Source organism: Caulobacter sp. FV2ye17ST (assembly GCF_058680955.1).
The window spans coordinates 1,666,964-1,688,234 of sequence record NZ_CM178727.1 but is presented as its reverse complement, the minus strand read 5'-3'; the positions used below and the strand labels follow the sequence as shown (position 1 = coordinate 1,688,234).

Here is a 21,271-nt window from a genome sequence, read left to right as displayed (position 1 = left end):
CGCGCGATTTTACAGTGTTTGACTTTTAGCGCCGGGCGACCGGCGTTAACGCTACCTTGCAAATCTTGGACAAGGCCCAGGGATTGGCGCCCCTTTTACAGTAAGATCGAGTGCCTCCATGCGGTGCGATACTTTCAGCGACGACGCCAAATCCTATCAACGTATCGAAGTGATCGAGGCGTCCACCGGCTGGGTGGTCGCGAAAGAAGGCCGCACGATGGGCCGGTTTGAAGACGTTGAAGCCGCCTACAAGAACGCTCTGGCGATCTGCGACGCACTGTTCGACGCCGGCGTGCGCGCGTGCGTCAGGCAGTCTCCGTCCCTGCACGCCTGAGGCCGCGCTTCAGCCGGCGCACGGCTCCAAAGATTTCCTTTAGCGAAGCCGCATCCCGAGCTCTGCTTTGTCGCGCCCATTTTGAGCATTCAACCCGCCCGATATAGGCGGTAAGCTTTTTGGTTAATATCGATTTCAAATATATGACAGTGAGCATGGCTATTTATACGGCCCAGAAGCGCGGAAATTTCAGTAAGCCGCGCCATAAATTTAGGGAATACGATATGTCAGACCGAGATCGTGATGAAGATCTTGGCAAATGCCGCAAGATCGAAGTGATCGCCACGCCCGCCGGCTGGCTTGTCACCGAGGAAGGCCTTCTGAAAGGCTGCTTTGGCAATATCGAAGACGCCTATCTCAAAGCCCTGACAATCTGCGCGACGCTTTTCGACGAGGGAACACTCGCGCGCGTGTTTCAGACAAATCCGACCACGCCGTACGGGCCGAACGCCCCCTGCCCGCAATCATGAGGTCTACCGTGCCCATGGATGAATTGGCGCAAGCCCGCAGAAAACGCCTCATCAGCAACGGCCTCTTCTCGCCGCAGATCGGTGAGATCGCTGAAGCCCTGGTCGCGCTGGACGGCGTCGCGCCGCGAAAACTGGTGATCGACAACATCGCCCGCCGCAGGGGCGCGCCGGAAGCGTCCGAGGCGCTGAAGCATGAACTGACCCTGGCCCTGGAGCTGCACTGCGTGCAGGCCGAATCGGAGGGGCGGATGGCGGCCTTCGTCTCGGGACCGCGCGTGTGGTCCCTGACCGCCGACGCCTATGATTTTCTCAGACAGCACATGAGGCCCGCGGCCCATGGCTGACCGCAGCCTGTCCCACACCCTGAAGACCGTGTCCGTGATCGTCGCCGCCGGCTTCCTGTCCGGGGTGGCGTTGGGCCTTCTGGTCCTCGCGCCCGGATAGCCGAAGGCTCAGTCGCCCCGGTCGCCCTTCATCAGCCGCGCCTTGTCGCGCTGCCAGTCGCGGGCGGCTTCGGTTTCGCGCTTGTCGTGGTTCTTCTTGCCCTTGGCCAGGCCGATCTCCAGCTTGGCCAGACCCTTCTCGTTCCAGTAGAGCTTGAGCGGGATCAGGGTGCGGCCGTCGCGCTGGACGGCGCCGATCAGCTTTTCGATCTGCTTCTTGTGCAGCAGCAGCGTGCGATGCCGGCGCGGCTCGTGATTGAAGCGGTTGGCGTGGCCGTAAGGCGGTATGTCGGCGTTGATCAGCTTGATCTGCTTGCCTTCGACCGAGGCGTAGGACTCGGCGATATTGGCTCGACCGACGCGCAGCGACTTGACCTCGGTGCCGGTCAGCATGATGCCGGCCTCGAAGGTTTCCTCGATGAAATAGTCGTACCGGGCGCGCCGGTTCTCCGCGATCGGCTTGGTCATCAGACCAGACCCGCCTCGCGCATGGCCTCCAGGATCGCCGGCTTCACCGCGTCGGCGCACGGCGCGATCGGCAGGCGCACGTCGGGCTGGCACAGGCCCAGATGGGCCATGGCGAACTTGGTCGGCGCGGGCGAGGAATCCAGGAACAGCGCCTTGTGCAGCTGGACCAGGCGATCCTGGCCATAGAGCGCGGTCTCCCATTCGCCCTTCAGGCAGGCGTTGATGAAGGCCGAGCAGGCCTCGGGCGCGACATTGCAGGTCACCGAGATCACGCCATGGCCGCCATGGGCCATGTAGCCCAGGGCCGTGGGATCATCGCCCGACAGCATCACCCAGTCAGGACCGCACAGGATCCGCTGCATGCTGGCCCGGACCAGATCACCGGTCGCGTCCTTGATGCCGATGATGTTGGGCAGCTTGGCCAGGCGCGCCAGGGTCTCGTTGGAGATGTCGACGCTGGCCCGGCTGGGCACATTGTAGACCAGCACCGGCAGCTGGACGGCGTTGTTGATCGCCTCGTAGTGGCGATACAGGCCTTCCTGGCTAGGACGGTTGTAATAGGGGGTCACCACCAGGGCGGCGTCGGCGCCCACCGCCTTGGCGTGAGCGGCCAGCTCGATGGCTTCGTCTGTCGAGTTGGAGCCCGCGCCGGCGATCACCGGCACGCGGCCCTTGACGGTCTGAACGCACAGCTCGACCACGCGCTTGTGTTCGTCATGGCTCAGGGTCGAGGTTTCACCGGTGGTGCCGACCGGCACGACACCATGCACGCCGCCCGCGATCTGGCGCTCGACCAGCGCCACGAAGGCCGCTTCGTCCACGGCGCCGTCGCGGAAGGGCGTAATCAGGGCGGGAATAACGCCCTTGAACGGAGAATGGACCATAACTTGCAATTTGCCGTGAGAAGGGCGCCGCGAAGGTTGCGGCCAGACGATGGGAGCGGACAATATGTCGCCGCCCCGCCGTCCCGCAACCGGTGCGTCGGAGCAGGCAGCGGTTTGATGGGCCCAGCCCCAAGGGTCAAGCCCTAGAGGCCTCAGAAAAACCGTTCCTTAGGTGTCTTGAGGCCTGATGGATCGCATAAGCGGCTGTCGGCTCGATTCGACGGTGCGTGAAGGAGAACGGGTTTTGGCTTCAGTGTTGCGTCGGATCATGTTCGGAAGCGCCGGCCTGGTGCTGCTCGGCAGCGTCGCGGGCGCACAGACGTCCGGCCCGGTTCCGTACCAGCCGTCGTCGTCGACCCCCGCCCTGGTCACCACCCCGCCGACCGCCATTCCCGGCACGGTGTCCGACGTCGAGGCCGAGAACCTGCGCATGGCGCTGGCGGCCGCCCGCGGCGGCGACGTCAGCCGCGCCCGCATGGCGATGAGCAGCCTGCAGGACCCGGTGGCCCGCAAGATCGCCCTGTGGGCCCTGGTCGACAGCTCGGCCGAGGCCATGAGCTTCTTTGAACTCGACTCGGCGCGCCGCGACCTGGCCGGCTGGCCACGCTCGGGCCGTCGCGAGAGCGCCGCCGAAAAGCAGCTGTCGGTCTCCGGCCTCAGCCCCGCCCAGATCATCGCCTGGTTCGGCGGCGGCCAACCCGCCACGGCCGAAGGCGCCATGGCCCTGGCCTCGGCCTATCAGGCCAGCGGCCGGCAACAAGAGGCCGTCGACCTGATCCGCCGCATCTGGCGCGACAGGGTGTTCGAAGCCGACGCCCAGCGCAGCATGGCCGCCCGCTTCGGGACGATGCTGACCGCCGACGACTACGCCCGCCGCGCCGACATCCTGCTGTATGGCCAGCAGGGCCCGGCGACGCGCGACCTGGTGGATCTGTTGCCCGCCGACCAGCAGGCCGCCGCCCGCGTTCGCATCGCCTTCCGCCAGAACGCCGCCAGCGCCACATCGATGTTCGAGACCCTGGGTCCCGGCGATCAGACCGCCCCTGGCGTGGTGTTCGAGCGCGCCGCCTATCTGCGCCGGCGCGGCCTGGACAGCTTCGCGCTGCAGCTGGTGCGCAATTTCCCCTCACCGCCTCCGACCGACGAAGCCGCCACGGCGATCTGGAAGGAGCGCCGGGCGCTGGTTGTCTCGGCCCTGAAGTCCGGTGACAGCAACGGCGCCTATGCTGCCGCCGCCAATACCGGCCTGTCTGTCGGCGCCGACGCCGCCGAGGCCGAGTTCTATGCCGGCTGGATCGCCCTGGCCAAGCTGAGGCAGCCCGACGCGGCCGCTCGCCACTTCGCCGCCATCGCCGCCATCGGCGCCTCGCCGATCACCAAGGGCCGGGCGCTGTACTGGCAGGGTCGCGCCGCCGAGGCCCAGGGCGACCCCATCGCCGCCCAGTCCTTCTATTCCGAGGGCGCCCGCCACATCACCACCTTCTATGGCCAGCTGTCGGCCGAGAAGGCCGGCCTGACCGAGCTGAAGCTAGACCGCGACCCGGTTGTCACCCAGGCTGACCGCGCCCGCTTCCATGGCCGCGAGCTGGTGCGCGCCGCGCGGATGCTGGCCGACATCGGGGCCAAGGATCAGTTCCGCGCCCTGGTGCTGTTCATCGACGACAACCTGCCCAATGCCGAGGAATCGGCCCTGCTGGTCGACTTCGCGCGCGGCTATGGCGATCAGGACCTGGGCATGCGCGCCGTGCGCACCGCGGCCCAGCGGGGCTTCATCCTGCCCGAGCGCGGTTATCCCCTGCTGGACCACCACTTCACGCCGGGCCCCGGCGCGGCCGAGACCGCCTTCGTCTATTCGATCTCGCGCCAGGAAAGCAATTTCGACCCCAACGCCCGCTCGGGCGTCGGCGCGCGCGGGATGATGCAGCTGATGCCGCCCACCGCCGCCATCGTCGCCCGCCAGCTGGGCGAGCGCCATTCGGTCGATCGCCTGTCGGACGCTTCGTACAACATGCGTCTGGGCTCGACCTATCTGGGCGACATGGTCGACAACTTCAGCGGCTCCTACATCATGGCCGCCGCCGCCTATAATGCCGGTCCCGGGCGACCCGCCGCATGGGTCAACCAGTGCGGCGACCCGCGCGGGGCCACGACGGATCCCCTCGACTTTATCGAGTGCATTCCGTTCTCGGAAACCCGCAACTATGTGATGCGGACCCTGGAAACGACCATGGTCTATCGCGCGCGCCTCAATGGCGGCAGCACGCCGCTGACCCTGTCGCGGGAGCTCAAGCGCGGCGGCTATGTCTACACGCCGTCGGTGGCCCAGGCCTACGCGCCCGCGACCCAGCCCTGACGTTAAAGTCGGCGGGCGGCCAGCACGGGTCCCGCCGGCGTTTCCACCAGCGCGCCGTCCAGCCTGAACACCCGCGCCAGGATCTCGGCCGACAGAGCGACGCCCGGCGCGCCTTCCGACACGACCCGACCGCCATCGATCACCGCCAGACGGTCGCAGCAGCGCGCCGCAAGGCTGAGGTCGTGCAGCGTCACCACCACCCCCGCGCCCGCGGCGGCCGCGGCGCGCAGCAGATCCAGGGTCAACAGCTGGGCGTCGGGGTCCAGGCCCGCGATCGGCTCGTCGGCCACCAGCAACGGCGCGCGCGTGGCCAGCAACCTGGCCAGCAGCACCCTGGCCCGCTCGCCGCCCGACATGTCGAGCACGCCGCGCGTCGCCAGCTCGGCCGCGCCGACCCGCGCCAGTCGTTCACGCGCGACGTCCAGCGCCTGGGCGTCAGGCAGATCGACCGCGCCCAGGCTGGCGACCCGTTCGGCGGACAGGTTCCAGGCCAGTCGCCGATCCTGGGGCAGATAGCCCACGCGCGCGGCGCGAGCCTCAGCGCTCAGGGCCTCGAGACGCCGATCGCCGAGCCAGACCTCGCCCTCAAGCCGGGACAGAAGACCCAGCCCCGCCCGCAGCAGGCTGGTCTTGCCCGCGCCATTGGGGCCAACGACACCGACGACCTCGCCGGGGCTGATAGTCAGGCTGGCGGCGTCCAGCACCAGCTTGCCGCCCTGCCGCGCGCTGACGCCACTGAGGGTCCAGGCCGCCGTCATGCGCGCCAACTCCGCGACGCCCGCCAGGCCAGCAGGGCGAAGGCCGGCGCGCCGAACAGGGCCGTGACCACGCCCAGCTTCAGCTCCTGGTCGGTCGGAACGAGGCGCGCCGCCAAATCGGCCAATACCAGCAGCAGAGCGCCCGCCAGGGCAGAGGGCCAAAGGATCTGGCGCGGATCGTCCTTCACCAGCGCCCGCACCATGTGCGGCGCGGCCAGACCGACAAAGCCGATGACCCCGGCTCCTGCCACGGCGGCCCCCGTCAACAGCGCGGCGCCGGCCACGGCGTAGACCCGCAGGCGCGACATCGGCAGACCCGACATCGCGGCCGCCTCCTCGCCCAGGGTCAGCATGCGCAGCCCTTGCCCGGCCTTGAAGCACAGGGCGGCGCCGATCGTCATGGGAACCAGAGCGCGCAGGCTGTCGGTCCAGTCGCGGTTCTCGACCGACCCCATCAGCCAGGCCAGCACCTCGGCGATGGCGACCGGCGATGGCGCCAGATTGAACACCAGGGCGGTCAGGGCCCCGCCAAAGGCCGATATGGCCACGCCCAGCAGGATCAGGGCCTCGGGCTCGCGCAAACGCGCGGCGATGGCCACCACTGCCCCGCCGGCGACCAGCGCGCCCAGCAGGGCGGCCAGTTCGATGGCGCCCGGAACCGCGGCCAGGCCGCCCGCGATAGCCAGGGCCGCGCCCAGCCCCGACACCGCCGAGACGCCCAGCACGCCCGGATCAGCGAGGGGATTGCGGAGCAAGCCCTGCATGGTCGCGCCCGCCAGACCCAGCGCGGCGCCCACCAGCGCGGCCATGGCGACACGCGGCGCGCGGATGGTCCACAGCACTTCTCCGGGCGGCGAGCCAGGATGGCTGACGGCCTGCAGGTACTGGCCAGGCGCCAGCGGGGTTTCCCCAAGCAGCACGGCGACAATGGCCGCCAGAATCAGCAGGCCCAGCATGGCGAGGCAGAGGCGAAGTAGGCTCATCGCGCGGTCCGCGCCTGAGCCAGCTGCGCCACCCCATCCGCCGCGAACCAGGCGGGACAGCCCACCACCGCGCCAGACAGGGAAGCAATCGTGCGGTTTTCCGTGGCGCGCCTGAGCGCCGCGTGACGCCCGGCGCCCCAACGGTCGGAGCCCGCGCGGGTCAGGTCGAAAAAGCCCAGAACCACCGCGCGCGGCGGCGTCATCACCAGGCTTTCCAGCGGCACGGGGCTGAAGAACGGCCCAGCACTGGCGTTCGACAGGCCCGAGGCCTTCAGCATGGCGTCGATCAGGGTGCCGCTGCCCGCCGTATAGCCGCCCGGCGTCAGATAGAGGGCGCTTTGCCCCTGCCAAGAGCCGGCAGAGGCCTTGAGCTGGCCGTCCATGCGCGCGATCAGCGCCTCGCCGGCCGCCTTGCGGTCCAGGGCGCCGGCGACGCGCCGGACATTGGCGCGGACGCCATCGAAGTCGGCGGCGTCATCGATCCTGACCGTGTGGACGCCGCGCCGCTCCAGCGCCGAAACCAGCCGGGCGTCGCCGCCCCAATGGCGCACCACGACCTGGGGCCGCGCCGCGACAAGGCTCTCGACCGTGGCGCGGCGAAGCGGCAGGCCGACCGCAGCCTTGCGCATATAGGAATCCGGCGCGCCGGCCCGATGCGACAGGCCGACGATGGTCTCCCGAGGGGCCAGGGCCAGGACATACTGATCGGCGCAGGAATCCAGTGACATCACACGCGGGCTCGCCGCGACGGTCAGAGGAGCGAAAACCATCGCCACCGCGACAGCGCCGAGCACACGCACGATCGACACGGTTCAGTCCGTGACCAGGCCGTTCAGCAGCCCATCCAGCATGACGCCCATCAGTTCCTCAGACGAAGACCACGTGCGGTTCGGCTTGGTGATCAGCAGCGACACCAGACCATGGCAACCGGCCCACAGCACCTCGGCGGCGCTCTGCGCCGTGCCCGACCGCAAGCGACCGGCGGCGGCGATCTCGCGGAAGGGCTCGCTGAACTTCTCGAAGCAGCGATCCCCCAGTTCCAGTGTGCCCGCCTGCTTGTCGACCGAAATGCTGGCCCCGGAACCACAGAACACCAGCTCATAGGTGTTGGGGTTCTCCAGCGCAAAACGCATGTAGGCCTCAAGCATCAGCCGGACCCGCGAAACGGGGTCGATGGGCCGGCCGCCAATGTCGGTATTGAGGTTCAGGAGCCGCTCGATCGCGCCATCGCTGATCTCGAGCAGGATCTGGTCCTTGTCGCGAAAGTGCATGTAGAGCGCGGTGGATGACACCCCGACCGCGTCGGCGATCTTGCGGATGGTCGCGCCAGCGTAGCCCTCGGCGATGAAAATCTTCTCGGCGGCCGCAAGGATTTCGCCGCGACGCAAGTGCCCGTCGCCTTTCGGCTTACGGGCGGACTTGTGCGGCTTCTTCAAAACAAGCGTCACGACCGGCATGTCCCCTGCGTTTCCCCAACTTCCGATACTAAACGGGAATCACCCAGCCGTCGCAAGGCGGCACGGCATCAAACCTAAAACGCGTGTTTTTATGTTTGACAGCTATGGGTTGTGTTCATCTAGTAATCGCCTGAAGATCGAGCGAACCGGCCGGGGGGCGACATGGCGCGCGAAGAAAGGGGCATGGCGCCCGAGGGGACCGTCACGGCCATTCCCTTTGTCCTGAACGATATCGCACCACCCGCCGCTCGGATCGCTGAAGGCGCCCATGTCACTTTTGGGCGGTGGCAAAGAGCAACGGCAGTGGTCTTCATGTCAGGGATCTTGGCGCTCGGCCTGCTGTCGCCCGGTCTCCTGATCTGGGGGCTCTACGGTCTGTTCTATTGCGTTTTCGTGGCTGGCGCGGTGATCCGGCTGGCCGCCATTCTGACACCACCGCGCAAGCGAGACTGCCCCGCGCTGGCAGATCACGCCCTGCCCCACTACACGCTCATCGTGCCGCTCTATCGCGAGGCGGAAGTGGCCCGCGAACTGGTCGGCAATCTGGCCCGACTGGACTATCCACGTGACCGGCTACAGGCCCTGATCGTTCTGGAGGCGGACGATCTGGCGACCCGTTCGGCCTTTCACGCCCTGGACCTGCCCTCCTTCATCCAGGTGCTGGTGGCCCCACCGGGCTTGCCACGCACCAAGCCCAGAGCCTGCAATATCGCCCTGGCGCTGGCCAAGGGATCACTTGTCGTCATCTACGACGCCGAAGACGCTCCCGATCCGCTGCAACTGCGCGAGGCGGCGGCGCGGTTCGCGTCGGACACGGCAGATCTGGCCTGTCTGCAGGCGCCCCTGCGGGTCGAGACGCCGCGCTATCTCGCCTTCATCGCCGAGCAGTTCAGACTGGAATACGCCGCGCTGTTCCAGGTGCTGCTGCCGGCCTATGCGCGTTGGGGCCTGCCATTTCCGCTCGGCGGCACCAGCAACCACTTCAAGCTCTCGGCCTTGCAGACGGTCGGCGGCTGGGACGCCTATAATGTCACCGAAGACGCCGACATCGGCTTTCGTCTGGCCTCGGCGGGCTACAGGCTGGATGTCATCGAGCGCCCAACCCTGGAGACCGCCCCGACGTCACTGGATCAGTGGGGGCCGCAGCGGGCGCGCTGGATCAAGGGGCATCTGCAAACCCTCGCCGTTCATATCAGGGGCGAGACCCGGAGGCGGCCGCGCAGCCTGCTGGCCCTGATCGTGACGCTTGGCGTTCCAATCGCCGCCTCCAACCTTCATGCTCCGGCCATGCTGATCGCCGGCGTCGGCGTGGCGGTGAACTGGCTGGCCGATGGCGAACCGTCGATCTCTGGCGCCGACCTGACGCTCTACATGTTCGGCTGGATGGCTTCAGCGGTCTGCGCAGCGGTTGGCGTGCTGCGGTCAGGCGACCGCCCACGCTTCCTGCATCTGTTTGGCATGGCGGGTTACTGGATGATGTGGGTCTTCGCCTCGCCCCGGGCGATATGGCAATTCTTCGTTGCGCCGCATCGCTGGGACAAGACCTCACACACGCCGCGCACTGGACGGCCAACACCCTGAAAGCGTATGGGCGAGGCGATGAGCCCGACGATCGCCCCCGCCCCCATCGTGATGCGCACCACCGGCTGGAGCGACTACGCCCTGCTGGACAGCGGCAACGGCAAAAAGCTGGAACGCTATGGCCCCTACACGGTCGTACGCCCCGAGCCCCAATGCTTCTGGTCGCCCCGCCTGCCGGCCAAGGCCTGGGACGACGCCGACGCGGTGTTCGACCCCTCCGACGAGGACGAGGCCGGCCGCTGGCGCTTCAAGGGCAAGCCCATCGAGAAGTTCCCCCTAGCCTGGGGCGAGGCGAAATTCCACGGCCAGTTCACACCTTTCCGGCACCTGGCCTTCTTCCCCGAACAGGCCGCCAACTGGGCCTGGCAGGACCAGCGCGTGCGCACCTTCGCCAAGGCTTCAGGTCGCCAGCCCAAGATCCTGAACCTGTTCGGCTATACGGGCGTGGCTTCACTGGTCTGCGCCGCCGCCGGCGCGGCCGTGACCCATGTCGACGCCTCCAAAAAATCGGTCGGCTTCGCCCGCGAGAACGCCGCCTTCGCCGGGCTTGAGGACAAGCCGATCCGCTGGATCGTCGAGGACGCTCGAAAGTTCGTCGCCCGCGAAGTGCGTCGCGGCAATGTCTATGATGGCATCATCCTTGATCCGCCGAAGTTTGGACGCGGCGCCGACGGCGAGGTCTGGCGCCTGTTCGAGGACCTGACCGAGCTGACCGCCAACTGCGCCCAGCTGCTGTCCGACGACGCCTCGTTCCTGCTGATGAACGCCTATGCGGCCCGCGTGTCGGGCGCGGCCATGTCTGGCCTGTTGTCCCAGATGCTGGACGGCCGTAGCGGCGTCATCGACTGGGGCGAGCTGTCGCTGGTCGAGGAAAAGGGCGACCGCCAGATCGGCCTGTCGTTCTTTGCGCGCTGGTCTTCCCAAGACAGCGTTGGGGAGGCTTAAGCGATGAACGCCCCCAACCCGGCCAAGACCGTCACCTCGCTCTCCAACAACACCGTCAAGGCCGTCCGCGCCCTGCACATGCGCAAGGAGCGCGAGGAGAGCGGCCTCTTCCTGGCCGAGGGCCTGAAGATCGTCATCGAGGCCATCGACTGCGGTCATGCACCCAAGATCATCATGTACGGCCGCGACGCCGCAGATCATCCGATGCTGCAAAAGGCTTCGCAGGCCTGCCTGAAGGCCGGCGGCGAAGTCATTGAGGTCAATCGGGAAATCCTCGAGAAGGTCTCGCGCCGCGACAATCCGCAGGCCGTGGTCGGCGTCTTCCGGCAGGTGTTCACGCCGCTGGACGCCATCGTCCCGCAAAGCGCGCCCTGCTGGGTGGCCATGCAGGCCGTGCGCGACCCGGGCAACCTGGGCACCGTCATCCGCACCGCCGACGCGGCAGGCTGCGGCGGGGTGATCCTGGTGGGCGACTGCGTCGATCCCTATTCGGTCGAAGGCGTTCGGGCGACCATGGGCTCGATCTTCGCGGTCAAGATCGTAAAGGCCACGATCCAGGAATTCCTGGCCTGGCGCGAGACCTGGCCCGGCTCGGTGGTCGGCACCCTGCTGACCGCCACCGTCGACCACAAGAGCGCCGACTACGTGAAGCCGTCGCTGATCCTGATGGGCAACGAACAGCAGGGCCTGCCGCCGGAACTGGCGGCGGCGTGCGACGTCAACGTCAAGATCCCGATGCGCGGCCGGGCCGACAGCCTGAACCTGTCGGTGGCGACGGGGATCATGATCTACACGGTGACGGGGTAAATCGGAGGGCAGTCGTATGCGCTGGCTCTACCGTATAGGTGGAAGCATACTCTTTGTGGTGCTGGTCGGGATGAGCCTGGCAGGCGAAGAACAGACTCGGGTCCTCGGCTACTTTCTTTGGCTGGGCTTTCCGTTCGTTTGGCTGGTACTTGGCAATAGCGTCAGGTGTCCCCGCTGCGCAAAGCACATCTTGGACAACGGGCGCGGATATGTTGCTCCTTGGATTCCTGTGCCCACTGAGTGCGTAGGATGCGGACGAGGCGGCAAGTCCGATTGGTGGCCATTCCAATGGCTACTGAAACCCGAACACAATTCGGACGACCAGCCGCCTCGGCCCTGACCGCGATATTTACGTCCCCCGAGGCTTCGCCCGCGTCGTCGGCGCGGCGGCCGCCGGATCATCCGGCCAGACATGGCGCGGATAGCGCCCCTTCATCTCCACCTTCACCTCGCGCCAGGAGCCCTTCCAGAAGCCCGGCAGGTCCCGCGTGATCTGGATCGGCTTGTGGCCCGGCGACAACAGCGACAGCACCAGCGGAATCTTGCCGCCGGCGATGCTGGGATGTTCGGTCAGGCCGAAAAGCTCCTGCACCCGGATGTCGATGCGCGGCCCGGCCTCGGCGGCGTAGTCGATGGCCACAGTGGTGCCGGTCGGAGCCTTGAAGCGGGCCGGCAGGGCCGCTTCGATCTTCTGCTGGAGATCCCAGGGGATCAGCGAGCGGATCGCGCCATCCAGAGTGCTCTCGTCCACCGCCGACAGCGACGAGCGGCCATGCAGCAGCGGCTCCAGCCATTCATCCAGTCGCTCCAGCAGCGCGGCGTCTGACAGGTCAGGCCAAACATCGCCGTCCAGTCCCCGCAGGAAGGCGACGCGATCGCGCAGGCCCTGGACGCCATCGCCCAACCGCAGCGCTGACAGCCCCTCAGAGCGAACCTGATCCAGCAGGGCGCTGGCGATCAGGGCCGGGTCGGGCTTGTCGATCAGCCGCTCCTCCAGCACCAGCTTGCCCAGCCGCAGCAGCCGCTTGGCGCGCACCTTGCCGCCGGGGCTGGTTTCCAGGCGGTCCTCAGCGGTCAGCCGGTCGGCGAAGGTCTCGCGCAGGGCCACCTCATCGACGGCGGCGGCCAGCAGGATGCGGTCGCGACTGTCGCCGCCGCCCAGTTCGCCCACGGCCAGCCAGGTCTCGCGGGCCAGGGGATCGGTGGGCTCCATATAGACGCCGCGCCCGCCGGCCAGCTGGAACTCGCCGGGCTTGCCGCGCGCCCGGGCCACGCGCTCGGGATAGGCCTCGGCCAGCATCAGACCCTCGTCCAGCGGCGTCGCGCCCGAAGGCTTGCCCGCCGCCCTGGCCCAGCGGTCGGCCAGGGCCTGGGCATCCCTGGCGCGGGGCGAACGGTCACGGCCCAGGTTCTCCAGTCGCCGACGCAGGTCGATGTCGCGACCGCCCAGCCCCTGCTCGGTGAGAAGCGCGGCAACCTCTGCCCCCTGCCTCGCCTGCCCGGACGCAGCGGCGCGGACCACCATATGGGCGATGCGTGGCGGCAAGGGCATCTCGGCCAGGGCCTTGCCGTGAGTGGTGAGATCGCCGTGGTCGTCCAGCGCCTGGATCCGCTGCAGCAGGGTGCGCGCCTCGGCAAAGGCGGCGGCCGGCGGCGGATCCATGAAACACAGGCCCGAGGCGTCGCGCGCGCCCCACCGGGCCAGGTCGAGCGCCAGACGCGACAGGTCGGCCTCCAGAATCTCGGGCCGGGCGAAGGCGGGCAGCGAGCGGGTTTCCGGCTCGTCCCACAGGCGGTAGCAGACGCCGGGCTCGGTGCGCCCTGCCCGGCCCCGCCGCTGGTCGGCGGCGGCGCGGCTGACGCGGACGGTGTCGAGCCGGGTGATGCCGCTGGCCGGGTCAAAGCGCGGCACGCGGGCCAGGCCGCAGTCGATCACCACCCGCACGCCCTGGATGGTCAGGCTGGTCTCGGCGATCGAGGTGGCCAGCACCACCTTGCGCCGGCCGGGCGCAGCTTCGGCGATGGCGCGGTCCTGCACGGCGGGGTCAAGCGCGCCATAGAGCGGGGCCAGATCGACATCGGGCCGACGCAGGCGTTCGGCCAGCCAGCTTTCGACACGACGGATCTCGCCCTGCCCCGGCAGGAAGACCAGCAGACTGCCGGTTTCCTCGCTCAGGGCGCGCTCGACGGCGCGGCCGACCCGCTCTTCCAGCCGCAGGCGGTCGTCGCGGCCGAGATAGCGGGTGTCGACGGGGAACATCCGCCCCTGGCTCTCGATCACCGGCGCGTCGCCCAGCAGGGACGACACGCGCGCCCCATCCAGCGTGGCCGACATCACCAGCAGCCGCAGGTCGTCGCGCAGCAGGCCCTGAACGTCGCGCGCGAAGGCCAGGCCGAGGTCCGCGTCGAGGCTGCGCTCATGGAATTCGTCGAACAGAACGGCGGCGACGCCCTCAAGACCCGGGTCGTCGAGAATCATCCGGGTAAAGACGCCCTCGGTCACCACCTCGATGCGGGTGCGGGCCGAGACCTTCGACTGCAGCCGCACGCGAAAGCCTACGGTTTCACCAACCGCCTCGCCCAGGGTGGACGCCATACGGGTCGCGGCGGCCCGGGCGGCCAGCCGACGCGGCTCAAGAACGATAATCTTGCGCCCGCCGACCCAGGGCTCGCCCAGCAGCGCCAAGGGAACAGCCGTGGTCTTGCCCGCACCAGGCGGGGCCACGAGCACCGTCGCATGGGAAGCGAGCAGCGCCGCCTTGAGCGCGGGCAGGACATTCTCGATCGGCAGCATCAGGGGGAGGCATAGACCCTCAAACGGCATCCGTCACCGCAAGGCGTTGCGCGAGGACGCCTCTCTGACTAACGTCCCGGCCCAATGCCTGACTAGCGGGGGTTCGCTGGTCGTTGGGGAAAAGAAACACATGGCCGGAAACAGGCTGTTCCTGAAGAAGTCGATTGCGAGCATCCAGAAGGAGGCCGCGCACAGCCAGCTGAAACGAACGCTGGGTCCCATCAACCTCATGAGCCTGGGTATCGGCGCCATCATCGGCGCAGGCATCTTCGTGCTCACCGGTCAGGTGGCCTCGGCAAATGCCGGCCCGGCGATCATGCTGTCGTTCATCGTCGCCGGCATCGCCTGCGGCCTGGCCGGCCTGTGCTACGCTGAACTCGCCTCGACCATGCCGGTCTCCGGCTCGGCCTATACCTACGCCTACGGCACCCTGGGTGAAGTGTTCGCCTGGATCATGGGCTGGCTGCTAGTTCTGGAATACGGCGTCGCCGCCTCGACCGTCGCGGTCGGCTGGTCGGGCTACGTCGTCAGCACCCTGCATGCGCTGGGGGTGAATTTCCCGACCATCATGGTCGCCGGCGCGGACGCCCCCATGTGGGCAACCCCGCTGATCCAGGCCGTCGCCACCCCTGATGGCGGCACGACCTTCGCGCTCACCGGCACCCTGAACATCGTGGCCGCCATCGGCATCGCCATGGTCTCGGCCCTGCTGGTGCTGGGCGTGAGCGAGTCGGCCAACGTCAACAACGCCATCGTCGTGATCAAGGTGATCGTGCTGCTGGTCTTCATCGCGGTCGGGATTCAGTACATCAACCCGGCCAACTGGCACCCCTTCATCCCCGAGCCGACCGGCCAGCCCGGCGAGTTCGGCGTCACCGGCATCTTCCGCGGCGCGGCGATCATCTTCTTCGCCTATGTCGGTTTCGAAGCGGTCTCGACCGCTGCGGCCGAAGCCAAGAACCCCTCCAGGGACGTGCCGATCGGCATCCTGGGCGCCCTGGTCATCTGCACCCTGATCTACATGGCCGTCGCCGCCGTCATGACCGGCGTCGTTCCCTACAAGGAACTGGCCAGCCCGGCCCCCATCGCCGTCGCCATCGATCGCATGGGTCTGGAATGGGCCGACGTTCCCTATGCCGCCGCTGAAGGCGGCAAGCTGAACCTGATCAGCTTCGCCATCAAGATCGGCGCGATCACCGGCCTGTCCTCGGTCATGCTGGTGCTGTGCTACGGCCAGACGCGGATCTTCTACACCATGGCCCGCGACGGCCTGCTGCCGAAGGTCTTCGCCGAAATCCACCCGAAGTTCCGCACGCCCTGGCTGGGCACGATCCTGCTGGGCGTCGTCATCGCCGTGGCCGCCTCGTTCCTCCCGATCAGCCTGCTGGGCGACCTGGTGTCGCTGGGCACGGCCGTGGCCTTCTCGATCGTCTGCCTGTCGGTGATCTATCTGCGGATCAAGCACCCCGACATGCCGCGTCCGTTCAAGGTGCCCGGCGGCATCTTCACGGCCGTGCTGGGTATCCTGGCCTGTCTGTTCCTGGCCTGGCAGAACTTCCAGCCGATGATCGTTCACGCGATGAACAACAACCCGCTGCCCCTGATGATCCTGGGCGGTTATGCGGCGGTCGGCGCGGTGATCTACATCGCCTACGGCTTCTGGCACTCGAAGCTCGCCAAGGGCATCGACATCACCGAGGACACCGACATGAACTCGCCGGCCGAGGCCATGGGCCGCGGCGTGGACGACGTGAAGTAAACCATCTTCCTTGTCGAAATCGATCGAAGGCCCGGGAGCAATCCCGGGCCTTCTTTCTTGGGCGCTCCCCAGGGCCTATGTTGTCGGCGAGCGAGCGTGATCGCCGAAAGTGGACACCGGTTTCGGCGGCTATCACGCTCTGATATTCAGATTGACCCGCCCGCTATGCGGGCAGGTCGGGAGTTCCCGTGAACCAGAGCCAGCCTCCCATCCGCGCCGTCATCGCGCCCGTCACGCCCCTGCAGCAGAACTGCACCATCGTCTGGTGCGCCAAAACGCTGAAGGCCGCCGTCATCGATCCGGGCGGCGAGGTGCCGCGCCTGATGAAGGCCATCGCCGATCAGGGCCTGACGCTGGAGAAGATCTGGATCACCCACGGCCACATGGACCACGCCGGCGGCGCGGCCGAGCTGAAGCGTCTGACCGGGGTCCCCATCGAGGGCCCACACAAGGACGATCAGTTCTGGATCGACCAGATTCAGATGTCCGGCGAGATGTACGGCATTCCCGAAGCCCGCAGCTTCGTGACCGACCGCTGGCTGGACGATGGCGACGTGGTCACCCTGGGCGAAACCCAGTTCGAAGTGCTGCATTGCCCCGGCCACACGCCGGGCCACGTGATCTTCTTCCACCGCGAGGCGCGCTTCGCCCAGGTGGGCGATGTGTTGTTCCAGGGCTCCATCGGCCGCACCGACTTCCCGCGCGGCAATCACCAGGACCTGCTGGACTCCATCACCCAGAAGCTGTGGCCTTTGGGTGGCGACGTGCGGTTCGTGCCCGGCCACGGGCCGATGTCCAGCTTCGCGGCCGAGCGGCGTAGCAATCCCTATGTCAGCGACCTGGCCATCGAGGCCCAGAACATCCAGGGCGCCGACTTCGCGATTCCGAAGAACAACTCGCCAGGCTAGAGGCAGGCTTAAACCTCTTTTTCGCCAGGGCCCGCTGCCGATTGAGGCCCAAATCGCGCCATCGGGTTGCGCGGCTGTTTCAAGCGTGAAATCTGGACGCCACGGGGACATGACAGGAGCGTCTCATGGAGACCATCCCACAAACCGGCCCCGCAGCCGACCCGGAGGCCCCGCGCAGCGCGGCGTCGCGGATTCTCATCGTCGATGACGACCCTGGCATTCGTGACGTCGTGTCCGACTTCCTGGGACGACACGGCTACGCGGTAGACACCGCCTCCGACGCCCGCACCATGGAACAGGTCCTGGCTCGAGGGCCGGTCGATCTGGTGGTGCTCGACATCATGCTGCCCGGCGAGGACGGCCTGGCCATCTGCCGCCGGCTTTCGGCGCAGGACGGCCCGGCGATCATCATGCTGTCGGCCATGGGCGAGGAAACCGACCGTATCGTCGGTCTGGAGCTCGGCGCCGACGACTACCTGCCCAAGCCCTGCAATCCGCGCGAACTGCTGGCCCGCATCCGCGCCGTGCTGCGCCGGCGACAGGAGCCTCGCAACAGCGACGACGGCATGGGCGCGGCCTGCGAGTTCGCCGGCTGGCGGCTCGACCTGGTGCGCCGCGAGCTGCGCTCGCCGCAATCGGTGGTCGTGAACCTGTCCAGCGGTGAGTTCTCGCTGCTCCGCGCCTTCGTGGAGCGCCCCCAGCGGGTGCTGACCCGCGACCAACTTCTTGATCTTGCTCGCGGTCGCGATTCCGACGCCTATGATCGCGCTATTGACGTCCAGATCAGCCGGCTGCGACGCAAGCTGGATGATGGCGGCGGTAGCGAACTGATCCGCACCATCCGCAGCGAGGGCTACATGTTCACCGCCAAGGTCCTTCGCACGCCATGAGCCAGCGCCGCAGCGGCGCGCCCCTGTTCGTGCAGGCGCTGGGGCTGGTGACGCTGACCCTGGTGGCGGCGCAGCTGATCGCCATCGCCGTCATCTTCACCCTGCCGCCGCCACCGCCAGAGCTTTATCGGCTGTCGGAGATCACGCGCGCCCTGAAGACCGGCCAGACGGTGCAACCGCGCGACGGCCGCCCCCTGGTGGTGCAGGCCCGCACCAAGATGGCCTCCGGCGGCCCGGATTCCGCTCGCCGAGCAGAGTTCAAGGCCGGCATCGGCCGCGCCATTGATGTGGCGCCGGCGCGGATCGAGATCGTCACAGACAACGGCCCGCGGTTCTTCGTTCGCCGCTTCAAGGCCAACCCCAATGACCGGCCTGGCGGGCCGGGCGGTCATACAGGTCCCGGGGGACCGCGCGATCAGTTCATCGCCCGCGAACTGCCGCCGCCCGGCGAGCGCGGCGCACGGCCCGGGCCGGCGCGCGACGAGCCCTTCATTTTCGGCGACTTCAAATTGGGCGTCCGCCAGAGCGACGGCAGCTGGGTGGTGGTAGAGCCCAAGCCCACCTTCCGCTTCGACAGCTGGCAGCAGCGGGTGCTGCTGATCCTGGTGCTGTCGGTGCTGGCCGTCGCGCCCCTGGCCTGGCTGTTCGCCCGTCGGTTAGCCGAGCCGATCACCGCCTTCGCCGACGCCGCCGAGCGCCTGGGCCGCGATCCGCGCGCCACGCCGCTGGAGCTTTCCGGCTCGACCGAGGTGGTGGCCGCCGCCAACGCCTTCAACATGATGCAGGAGCGCCTGCGCCGCTATGTCGAGGACCGGACAGCGATGATCGGCGCCATCGCCCACGACCTTCGCACGCCCCTGACCCGCCTGCGGTTCCGCATCGAGGCGACGCCCGACGACGTGCGCGCCAAGCTGGCCGCCGATATCGACCAGATGGAGGCCATGATCTCGGCCGCCCTGGCGTTCGTCCGCGACACCACCCGCCCCGCCGAACGCACCAAGCTTGAGCTGGCCTCCCTGCTGGAGAGCGTGGTCGACGAAGCCGCCGAGACCGGCGGCCAGGCTACGGTCGAACGGGCCGAAAAGATCGTCATCGAGGGCGATCCGATCGCGCTGAAGCGGCTGGTCGTCAACCTGGTCGAAAACGCCCTGAAATATGGTCACGTCGCGCGCGGCCGCGTGTTCGCCGACGGCGACATGGCGATCATCGAGATCGACGACGATGGCCCCGGCATTCCCGCGGCCGAGCTGGAGCGGGTGTTCGAGCCGTTCTTCCGCGGCGAGCCCTCGCGCAATCGCGAAACCGGCGGCATCGGCCTCGGGCTGGCGGTCGTGCGCTCGCTGGCTCGGGCCCATGGCGGCGACGTCACCCTGGTCAACCGTCCCGAGGGCGGCCTTCGCGCCTGTGTTCGCCTGCCGATCTAACCCCAGGCGCCGCTTTGTTGCGGATGTGCAAGGCTCGGTCTGGCGATTGACATTCCCCGGCAATCTCGCCGCGCTTGATGCCGGGGGAAGGAGTTCCTCATGACATCTCGCATTGCGACCACCGCCATTCTGGCCGCCCTGCTCCTGTCGTCGGTCGCGCACGCGGCGTCCGGTGGCAAAGATGAGCCCAAGCCCGGTCGTGGTTTCGGACCGCCGCCCCGCGAAGGCGGCGAAGACGGCCCACGGCGTCCTCGCCCTCAACTCTTCATCAGCCCGGCGGGCGAGCCGTTCCGCGCTGCGGCCGAAGCGCCCTACCCCGTGGCGGCATGGTTCTCCGCCGCGGACGCCAACCATGACGGCGCCTTGTCGCGCGATGAGTTCGTCGCTGACGCCGGTCGTTTCTTCATCGTGCTCGACACGGACAAGGACGGCGTGATCGACGGATTCGAGGTCTCGGCCTATGAGCGAAACATCGCGCCGGAAATCCTGCAGGGGGTCAACATGCCTCTTGGCGGAGGACGAGGCGGACGTGGCGGTCCTCCTGGCGGCGGCGATGGCCCGCCCCGCAAGCGCGGCGGACTGGTCGGCGGCGCCCTGCAAGGGGCCGCGCCCTATGCCCTTCTGGCCGAGCCCCAGCCGGTCATGGGGGCCGACGCGGACTTCAACCGTCGCATCTCCAGGGACGAAGCCGTCAGGGCGGCCAAGTCGCGCTTTGCGCTGCTGGATACGGACAAGGACGCACTCCTGCGCGTGGAGGAACTGCCCGCCACCCCCGTCCAGGAACGGCGCCGCTAGCCGCCCACCACGCTGGCTATGATGTTGATGCCCAGAGCCAGGATGGCGGTGTTGTAGGCGAAGGCAGTCGCCGCATGGGCCGTCACCAGCCGGCGCAGGCGCGAGGTCAGGATGGTGTTGTCCGACACCTGGAAGGTCGCGCCGACGCTGAAGGCCAGATAGACGAAATCCATGTAGCTGGTCGGCGGCTCGCCGGGAAAACCGATGCCGCCCTTGCTCTTGCCGTCGCCGAAATGACGATGGGCATAGTGCGGCACGAAGACCGACTGCAGCACCAGCCACGACAGGACCAGGGTCGCGCCCGCGCTGGCGGCAATCAGCGACTTGGCCAGACCCTGCGCGGTCCGCGCCGCGACCATCGCATCGACCACCGCGCCCAGACTGGCGACGATGGCGGCCAGCACGATCAGCAGCAGCACTGACCGCCCCTCGTCGTCCTGAGCCGCCCGATCGCGGATCTCGGCCTCGTCGGCGCGCAGGAACATCCGCCAGGTCAGGAACAGATAGGCGATGGCCGCCCCGTCCCAGCCCAGCAACAGGTGCGACCCTCTCGGAGCCTGCAGCCAGAAGGCCGCCGCCCAGGTGATCAGACCCACCACGCAGCCCGCTCCGAGGCGCCAGTGGGGAGCCGCGATATAGGTCGCCGTTCTGGATCTCGCGGGTTTCGACAAGCTCTCAATCCCTTTGCCTGACGGGCTTTACGCCCGTTGCGTGCATTTACTCACGCTTTGAGGTGAACCGAACGTGGCTTCGCTGGTTACGTCATGGAACGCGCAGGACACGACGCCATGACCGACCCCAACGCACCACCGCCTGTCGAGCCACGGCCTCCGGAATACGACCCGGGGTCAACGCCCGATGAACTGCCCCCACCCGTGTCACCGGTCGATCCTGGGGACGACCGTCCCTATGACGCCGCGCCCCGTTCGTCGACCGTGACCAGTATCGATTAGGAGCACCGTATGGACCTCGACAGCGAACGGCCCCGTGGCCGCCGCGGCTTCGCCGCCATGGACCCTGAACGTCGCCGCGAGATCGCGCGCAAAGGCGGGGCCAGCGTTCCCAGCGAGAAGCGAAGCTTCGCCAAGGACCGCGATCTCGCCGCCAACGCAGGTCGCAAGGGTGGATCCTCTTCCCGCAATCTGCGCCCCGGCGACTGACCTGAAGACCTGAACAATAGCGACGCGCGCTGGATCCCCCGATCCAGCGCGCTTTCGT

Annotated in this window: 22 protein-coding genes; 14 read left to right on the top strand and 8 right to left on the bottom strand. The window is 67.8% G+C overall.

Annotated features, from left to right (window positions below):
• The first annotated feature begins 118 nt into the window (after window positions 1-118).
• From ACW17V_RS08220 to ACW17V_RS08210, 3 genes are all read left to right on the top strand, one after another.
• The gene (locus ACW17V_RS08220; RefSeq protein WP_492108352.1) at window positions 119-334 is read left to right on the top strand and encodes a hypothetical protein; all 216 of its coding nucleotides are present in this window, start codon (window positions 119-121) and stop codon (window positions 332-334) included.
• Window positions 335-489: 155 nt separating this feature from the next.
• Complete coding sequence (locus tag ACW17V_RS08215; RefSeq protein WP_492108351.1) at window positions 490-804, top strand: hypothetical protein; 315 nt, start codon at window positions 490-492, stop codon at window positions 802-804.
• A gap of 8 nt (window positions 805-812) precedes the next feature.
• Entirely contained in the window at window positions 813-1,148 is a 336-nt protein-coding gene (locus tag ACW17V_RS08210; protein WP_492108350.1) for a hypothetical protein, read from the top strand.
• 108 nt (window positions 1,149-1,256) lie between these two features.
• Here ACW17V_RS08210 and smpB read toward each other — a convergent pair whose 3' ends face one another.
• Together smpB and dapA are read right to left on the bottom strand one after the other, a co-directional pair.
• Window positions 1,257-1,715: an SsrA-binding protein SmpB gene (gene smpB / locus ACW17V_RS08205; protein ID WP_492060567.1), complete on the bottom strand. Its 459-nt coding sequence runs from the start codon at window positions 1,713-1,715 to the stop codon at window positions 1,257-1,259.
• Window positions 1,715-2,599, bottom strand: a complete 885-nt coding sequence (dapA, locus tag ACW17V_RS08200; RefSeq protein WP_492108349.1) for a 4-hydroxy-tetrahydrodipicolinate synthase — start codon at window positions 2,597-2,599, stop codon at window positions 1,715-1,717. Before dapA ends, smpB begins: the two co-directional genes overlap by 1 nt.
• A gap of 268 nt (window positions 2,600-2,867) precedes the next feature.
• On the opposite strand from dapA, the gene ACW17V_RS08195 reads away from it, so the two are divergent.
• Window positions 2,868-4,952, top strand: coding sequence for a lytic transglycosylase domain-containing protein (locus tag ACW17V_RS08195; protein WP_492108348.1), 2,085 nt, complete (start codon window positions 2,868-2,870; stop codon window positions 4,950-4,952).
• A gap of 2 nt (window positions 4,953-4,954) precedes the next feature.
• Here ACW17V_RS08195 and ACW17V_RS08190 read toward each other — a convergent pair whose 3' ends face one another.
• From ACW17V_RS08190 to ACW17V_RS08175, 4 genes are read right to left on the bottom strand one after another with little or no spacing between them, the layout of a single operon-like run.
• Window positions 4,955-5,710: an ABC transporter ATP-binding protein gene (locus ACW17V_RS08190; protein ID WP_492108347.1), complete on the bottom strand. Its 756-nt coding sequence runs from the start codon at window positions 5,708-5,710 to the stop codon at window positions 4,955-4,957.
• The gene (locus ACW17V_RS08185) at window positions 5,707-6,753 is read right to left on the bottom strand and encodes a FecCD family ABC transporter permease (RefSeq protein WP_492108758.1); all 1,047 of its coding nucleotides are present in this window, start codon (window positions 6,751-6,753) and stop codon (window positions 5,707-5,709) included. Before ACW17V_RS08185 ends, ACW17V_RS08190 begins: the two co-directional genes overlap by 4 nt.
• A complete protein-coding gene (locus ACW17V_RS08180) occupies window positions 6,690-7,463 on the bottom strand; it encodes an ABC transporter substrate-binding protein (RefSeq protein ID WP_492108757.1) in 774 nt (257 codons plus the stop codon). The genes ACW17V_RS08185 and ACW17V_RS08180 overlap by 64 nt, the downstream gene beginning before the upstream one ends.
• Before the next feature lie 42 nt (window positions 7,464-7,505).
• A complete protein-coding gene (locus ACW17V_RS08175; RefSeq protein WP_492108346.1) occupies window positions 7,506-8,141 on the bottom strand; it encodes a TetR/AcrR family transcriptional regulator in 636 nt (211 codons plus the stop codon).
• A gap of 321 nt (window positions 8,142-8,462) precedes the next feature.
• On the opposite strand from ACW17V_RS08175, the gene ACW17V_RS08170 reads away from it, so the two are divergent.
• The 3 genes from ACW17V_RS08170 to ACW17V_RS08160 are packed head-to-tail and all read left to right on the top strand — an operon-like array spanning window position 8,463 to window position 11,483.
• Window positions 8,463-9,731, top strand: coding sequence for a glycosyltransferase family 2 protein (locus ACW17V_RS08170; RefSeq protein WP_492108345.1), 1,269 nt, complete (start codon window positions 8,463-8,465; stop codon window positions 9,729-9,731).
• Between the two features lie 18 nt (window positions 9,732-9,749).
• Window positions 9,750-10,676 carry an RsmD family RNA methyltransferase gene (locus ACW17V_RS08165; protein WP_492108344.1) on the top strand — a complete coding sequence of 309 codons (927 nt, stop codon included), beginning with the start codon at window positions 9,750-9,752 and terminating at the stop codon, window positions 10,674-10,676.
• Between the two features lie 3 nt (window positions 10,677-10,679).
• Complete coding sequence (locus ACW17V_RS08160; protein WP_492108343.1) at window positions 10,680-11,483, top strand: TrmH family RNA methyltransferase; 804 nt, start codon at window positions 10,680-10,682, stop codon at window positions 11,481-11,483.
• Window positions 11,484-11,832: 349 nt separating this feature from the next.
• Here the strand turns inward: ACW17V_RS08160 and hrpB are convergent, their stop codons facing one another.
• Window positions 11,833-14,307, bottom strand: coding sequence for an ATP-dependent helicase HrpB (hrpB, locus tag ACW17V_RS08155; RefSeq protein WP_492108342.1), 2,475 nt, complete (start codon window positions 14,305-14,307; stop codon window positions 11,833-11,835).
• Between the two features lie 100 nt (window positions 14,308-14,407).
• Here hrpB and ACW17V_RS08150 point away from each other — a divergent pair, with 100 nt between their 5' ends.
• From ACW17V_RS08150 to ACW17V_RS08130, 5 genes are all read left to right on the top strand, one after another.
• Window positions 14,408-16,036, top strand: coding sequence for an amino acid permease (locus ACW17V_RS08150; RefSeq protein WP_492108341.1), 1,629 nt, complete (start codon window positions 14,408-14,410; stop codon window positions 16,034-16,036).
• A 188-nt stretch (window positions 16,037-16,224) separates the two neighbouring features.
• On the top strand, window positions 16,225-16,944 hold the full coding sequence (locus tag ACW17V_RS08145; protein ID WP_492108340.1) for an MBL fold metallo-hydrolase: 720 nt from the start codon (window positions 16,225-16,227) through the stop codon (window positions 16,942-16,944).
• 125 nt (window positions 16,945-17,069) lie between these two features.
• A complete protein-coding gene (locus ACW17V_RS08140; RefSeq protein WP_492108339.1) occupies window positions 17,070-17,834 on the top strand; it encodes a response regulator in 765 nt (254 codons plus the stop codon).
• Window positions 17,831-19,258: an ATP-binding protein gene (locus tag ACW17V_RS08135; protein WP_492108338.1), complete on the top strand. Its 1,428-nt coding sequence runs from the start codon at window positions 17,831-17,833 to the stop codon at window positions 19,256-19,258. Before ACW17V_RS08140 ends, ACW17V_RS08135 begins: the two co-directional genes overlap by 4 nt.
• 99 nt (window positions 19,259-19,357) lie before the next feature.
• Window positions 19,358-20,053, top strand: coding sequence for an EF-hand domain-containing protein (locus tag ACW17V_RS08130; RefSeq protein ID WP_492108337.1), 696 nt, complete (start codon window positions 19,358-19,360; stop codon window positions 20,051-20,053).
• Here ACW17V_RS08130 and ACW17V_RS08125 read toward each other — a convergent pair.
• Window positions 20,050-20,652, bottom strand: a complete 603-nt coding sequence (locus ACW17V_RS08125) for a DUF1345 domain-containing protein (protein WP_492108336.1) — start codon at window positions 20,650-20,652, stop codon at window positions 20,050-20,052. The genes ACW17V_RS08130 and ACW17V_RS08125 overlap by 4 nt on opposite strands.
• A gap of 189 nt (window positions 20,653-20,841) precedes the next feature.
• Here ACW17V_RS08125 and ACW17V_RS08120 point away from each other — a divergent pair, with 189 nt between their 5' ends.
• Together ACW17V_RS08120 and ACW17V_RS08115 are read left to right on the top strand one after the other, a co-directional pair.
• Window positions 20,842-21,006 (top strand): hypothetical protein, encoded by a 165-nt coding sequence (locus tag ACW17V_RS08120; protein ID WP_492108756.1) that lies wholly within the window; start codon window positions 20,842-20,844, stop codon window positions 21,004-21,006.
• Window positions 21,007-21,015: 9 nt separating this feature from the next.
• Window positions 21,016-21,213, top strand: a complete 198-nt coding sequence (locus tag ACW17V_RS08115; protein ID WP_419321155.1) for a con-10 family general stress protein — start codon at window positions 21,016-21,018, stop codon at window positions 21,211-21,213.
• Window positions 21,214-21,271: the final 58 nt, after the last annotated feature.

What these genes read in the sequence shown, in the direction of transcription:
- ACW17V_RS08220 (WP_492108352.1), top strand. Translation starts at nt 119, where the DNA reads ATGCGGTGCGATACTTTCAGCGACGACGCCAAATCCTATCAACGTATC.
- ACW17V_RS08215 (WP_492108351.1), top strand. Translation starts at nt 490, where the DNA reads ATGGCTATTTATACGGCCCAGAAGCGCGGAAATTTCAGTAAGCCGCGC.
- smpB (WP_492060567.1), bottom strand. Translation starts at nt 1,715, where the DNA reads ATGACCAAGCCGATCGCGGAGAACCGGCGCGCCCGGTACGACTATTTC.
- dapA (WP_492108349.1), bottom strand. Translation starts at nt 2,599, where the DNA reads ATGGTCCATTCTCCGTTCAAGGGCGTTATTCCCGCCCTGATTACGCCC.
- ACW17V_RS08195 (WP_492108348.1), top strand. Translation starts at nt 2,868, where the DNA reads ATGTTCGGAAGCGCCGGCCTGGTGCTGCTCGGCAGCGTCGCGGGCGCA.
- ACW17V_RS08190 (WP_492108347.1), bottom strand. Translation starts at nt 5,710, where the DNA reads ATGACGGCGGCCTGGACCCTCAGTGGCGTCAGCGCGCGGCAGGGCGGC.
- ACW17V_RS08180 (WP_492108757.1), bottom strand. Translation starts at nt 7,463, where the DNA reads ATGGTTTTCGCTCCTCTGACCGTCGCGGCGAGCCCGCGTGTGATGTCA.
- ACW17V_RS08170 (WP_492108345.1), top strand. Translation starts at nt 8,463, where the DNA reads ATGTCAGGGATCTTGGCGCTCGGCCTGCTGTCGCCCGGTCTCCTGATC.
- ACW17V_RS08165 (WP_492108344.1), top strand. Translation starts at nt 9,750, where the DNA reads ATGAGCCCGACGATCGCCCCCGCCCCCATCGTGATGCGCACCACCGGC.
- ACW17V_RS08160 (WP_492108343.1), top strand. Translation starts at nt 10,680, where the DNA reads ATGAACGCCCCCAACCCGGCCAAGACCGTCACCTCGCTCTCCAACAAC.
- hrpB (WP_492108342.1), bottom strand. Translation starts at nt 14,307, where the DNA reads ATGCCGTTTGAGGGTCTATGCCTCCCCCTGATGCTGCCGATCGAGAAT.
- ACW17V_RS08150 (WP_492108341.1), top strand. Translation starts at nt 14,408, where the DNA reads ATGGCCGGAAACAGGCTGTTCCTGAAGAAGTCGATTGCGAGCATCCAG.
- ACW17V_RS08140 (WP_492108339.1), top strand. Translation starts at nt 17,070, where the DNA reads ATGGAGACCATCCCACAAACCGGCCCCGCAGCCGACCCGGAGGCCCCG.
- ACW17V_RS08135 (WP_492108338.1), top strand. Translation starts at nt 17,831, where the DNA reads ATGAGCCAGCGCCGCAGCGGCGCGCCCCTGTTCGTGCAGGCGCTGGGG.
- ACW17V_RS08130 (WP_492108337.1), top strand. Translation starts at nt 19,358, where the DNA reads ATGACATCTCGCATTGCGACCACCGCCATTCTGGCCGCCCTGCTCCTG.
- ACW17V_RS08120 (WP_492108756.1), top strand. Translation starts at nt 20,842, where the DNA reads ATGACCGACCCCAACGCACCACCGCCTGTCGAGCCACGGCCTCCGGAA.
- ACW17V_RS08115 (WP_419321155.1), top strand. Translation starts at nt 21,016, where the DNA reads ATGGACCTCGACAGCGAACGGCCCCGTGGCCGCCGCGGCTTCGCCGCC.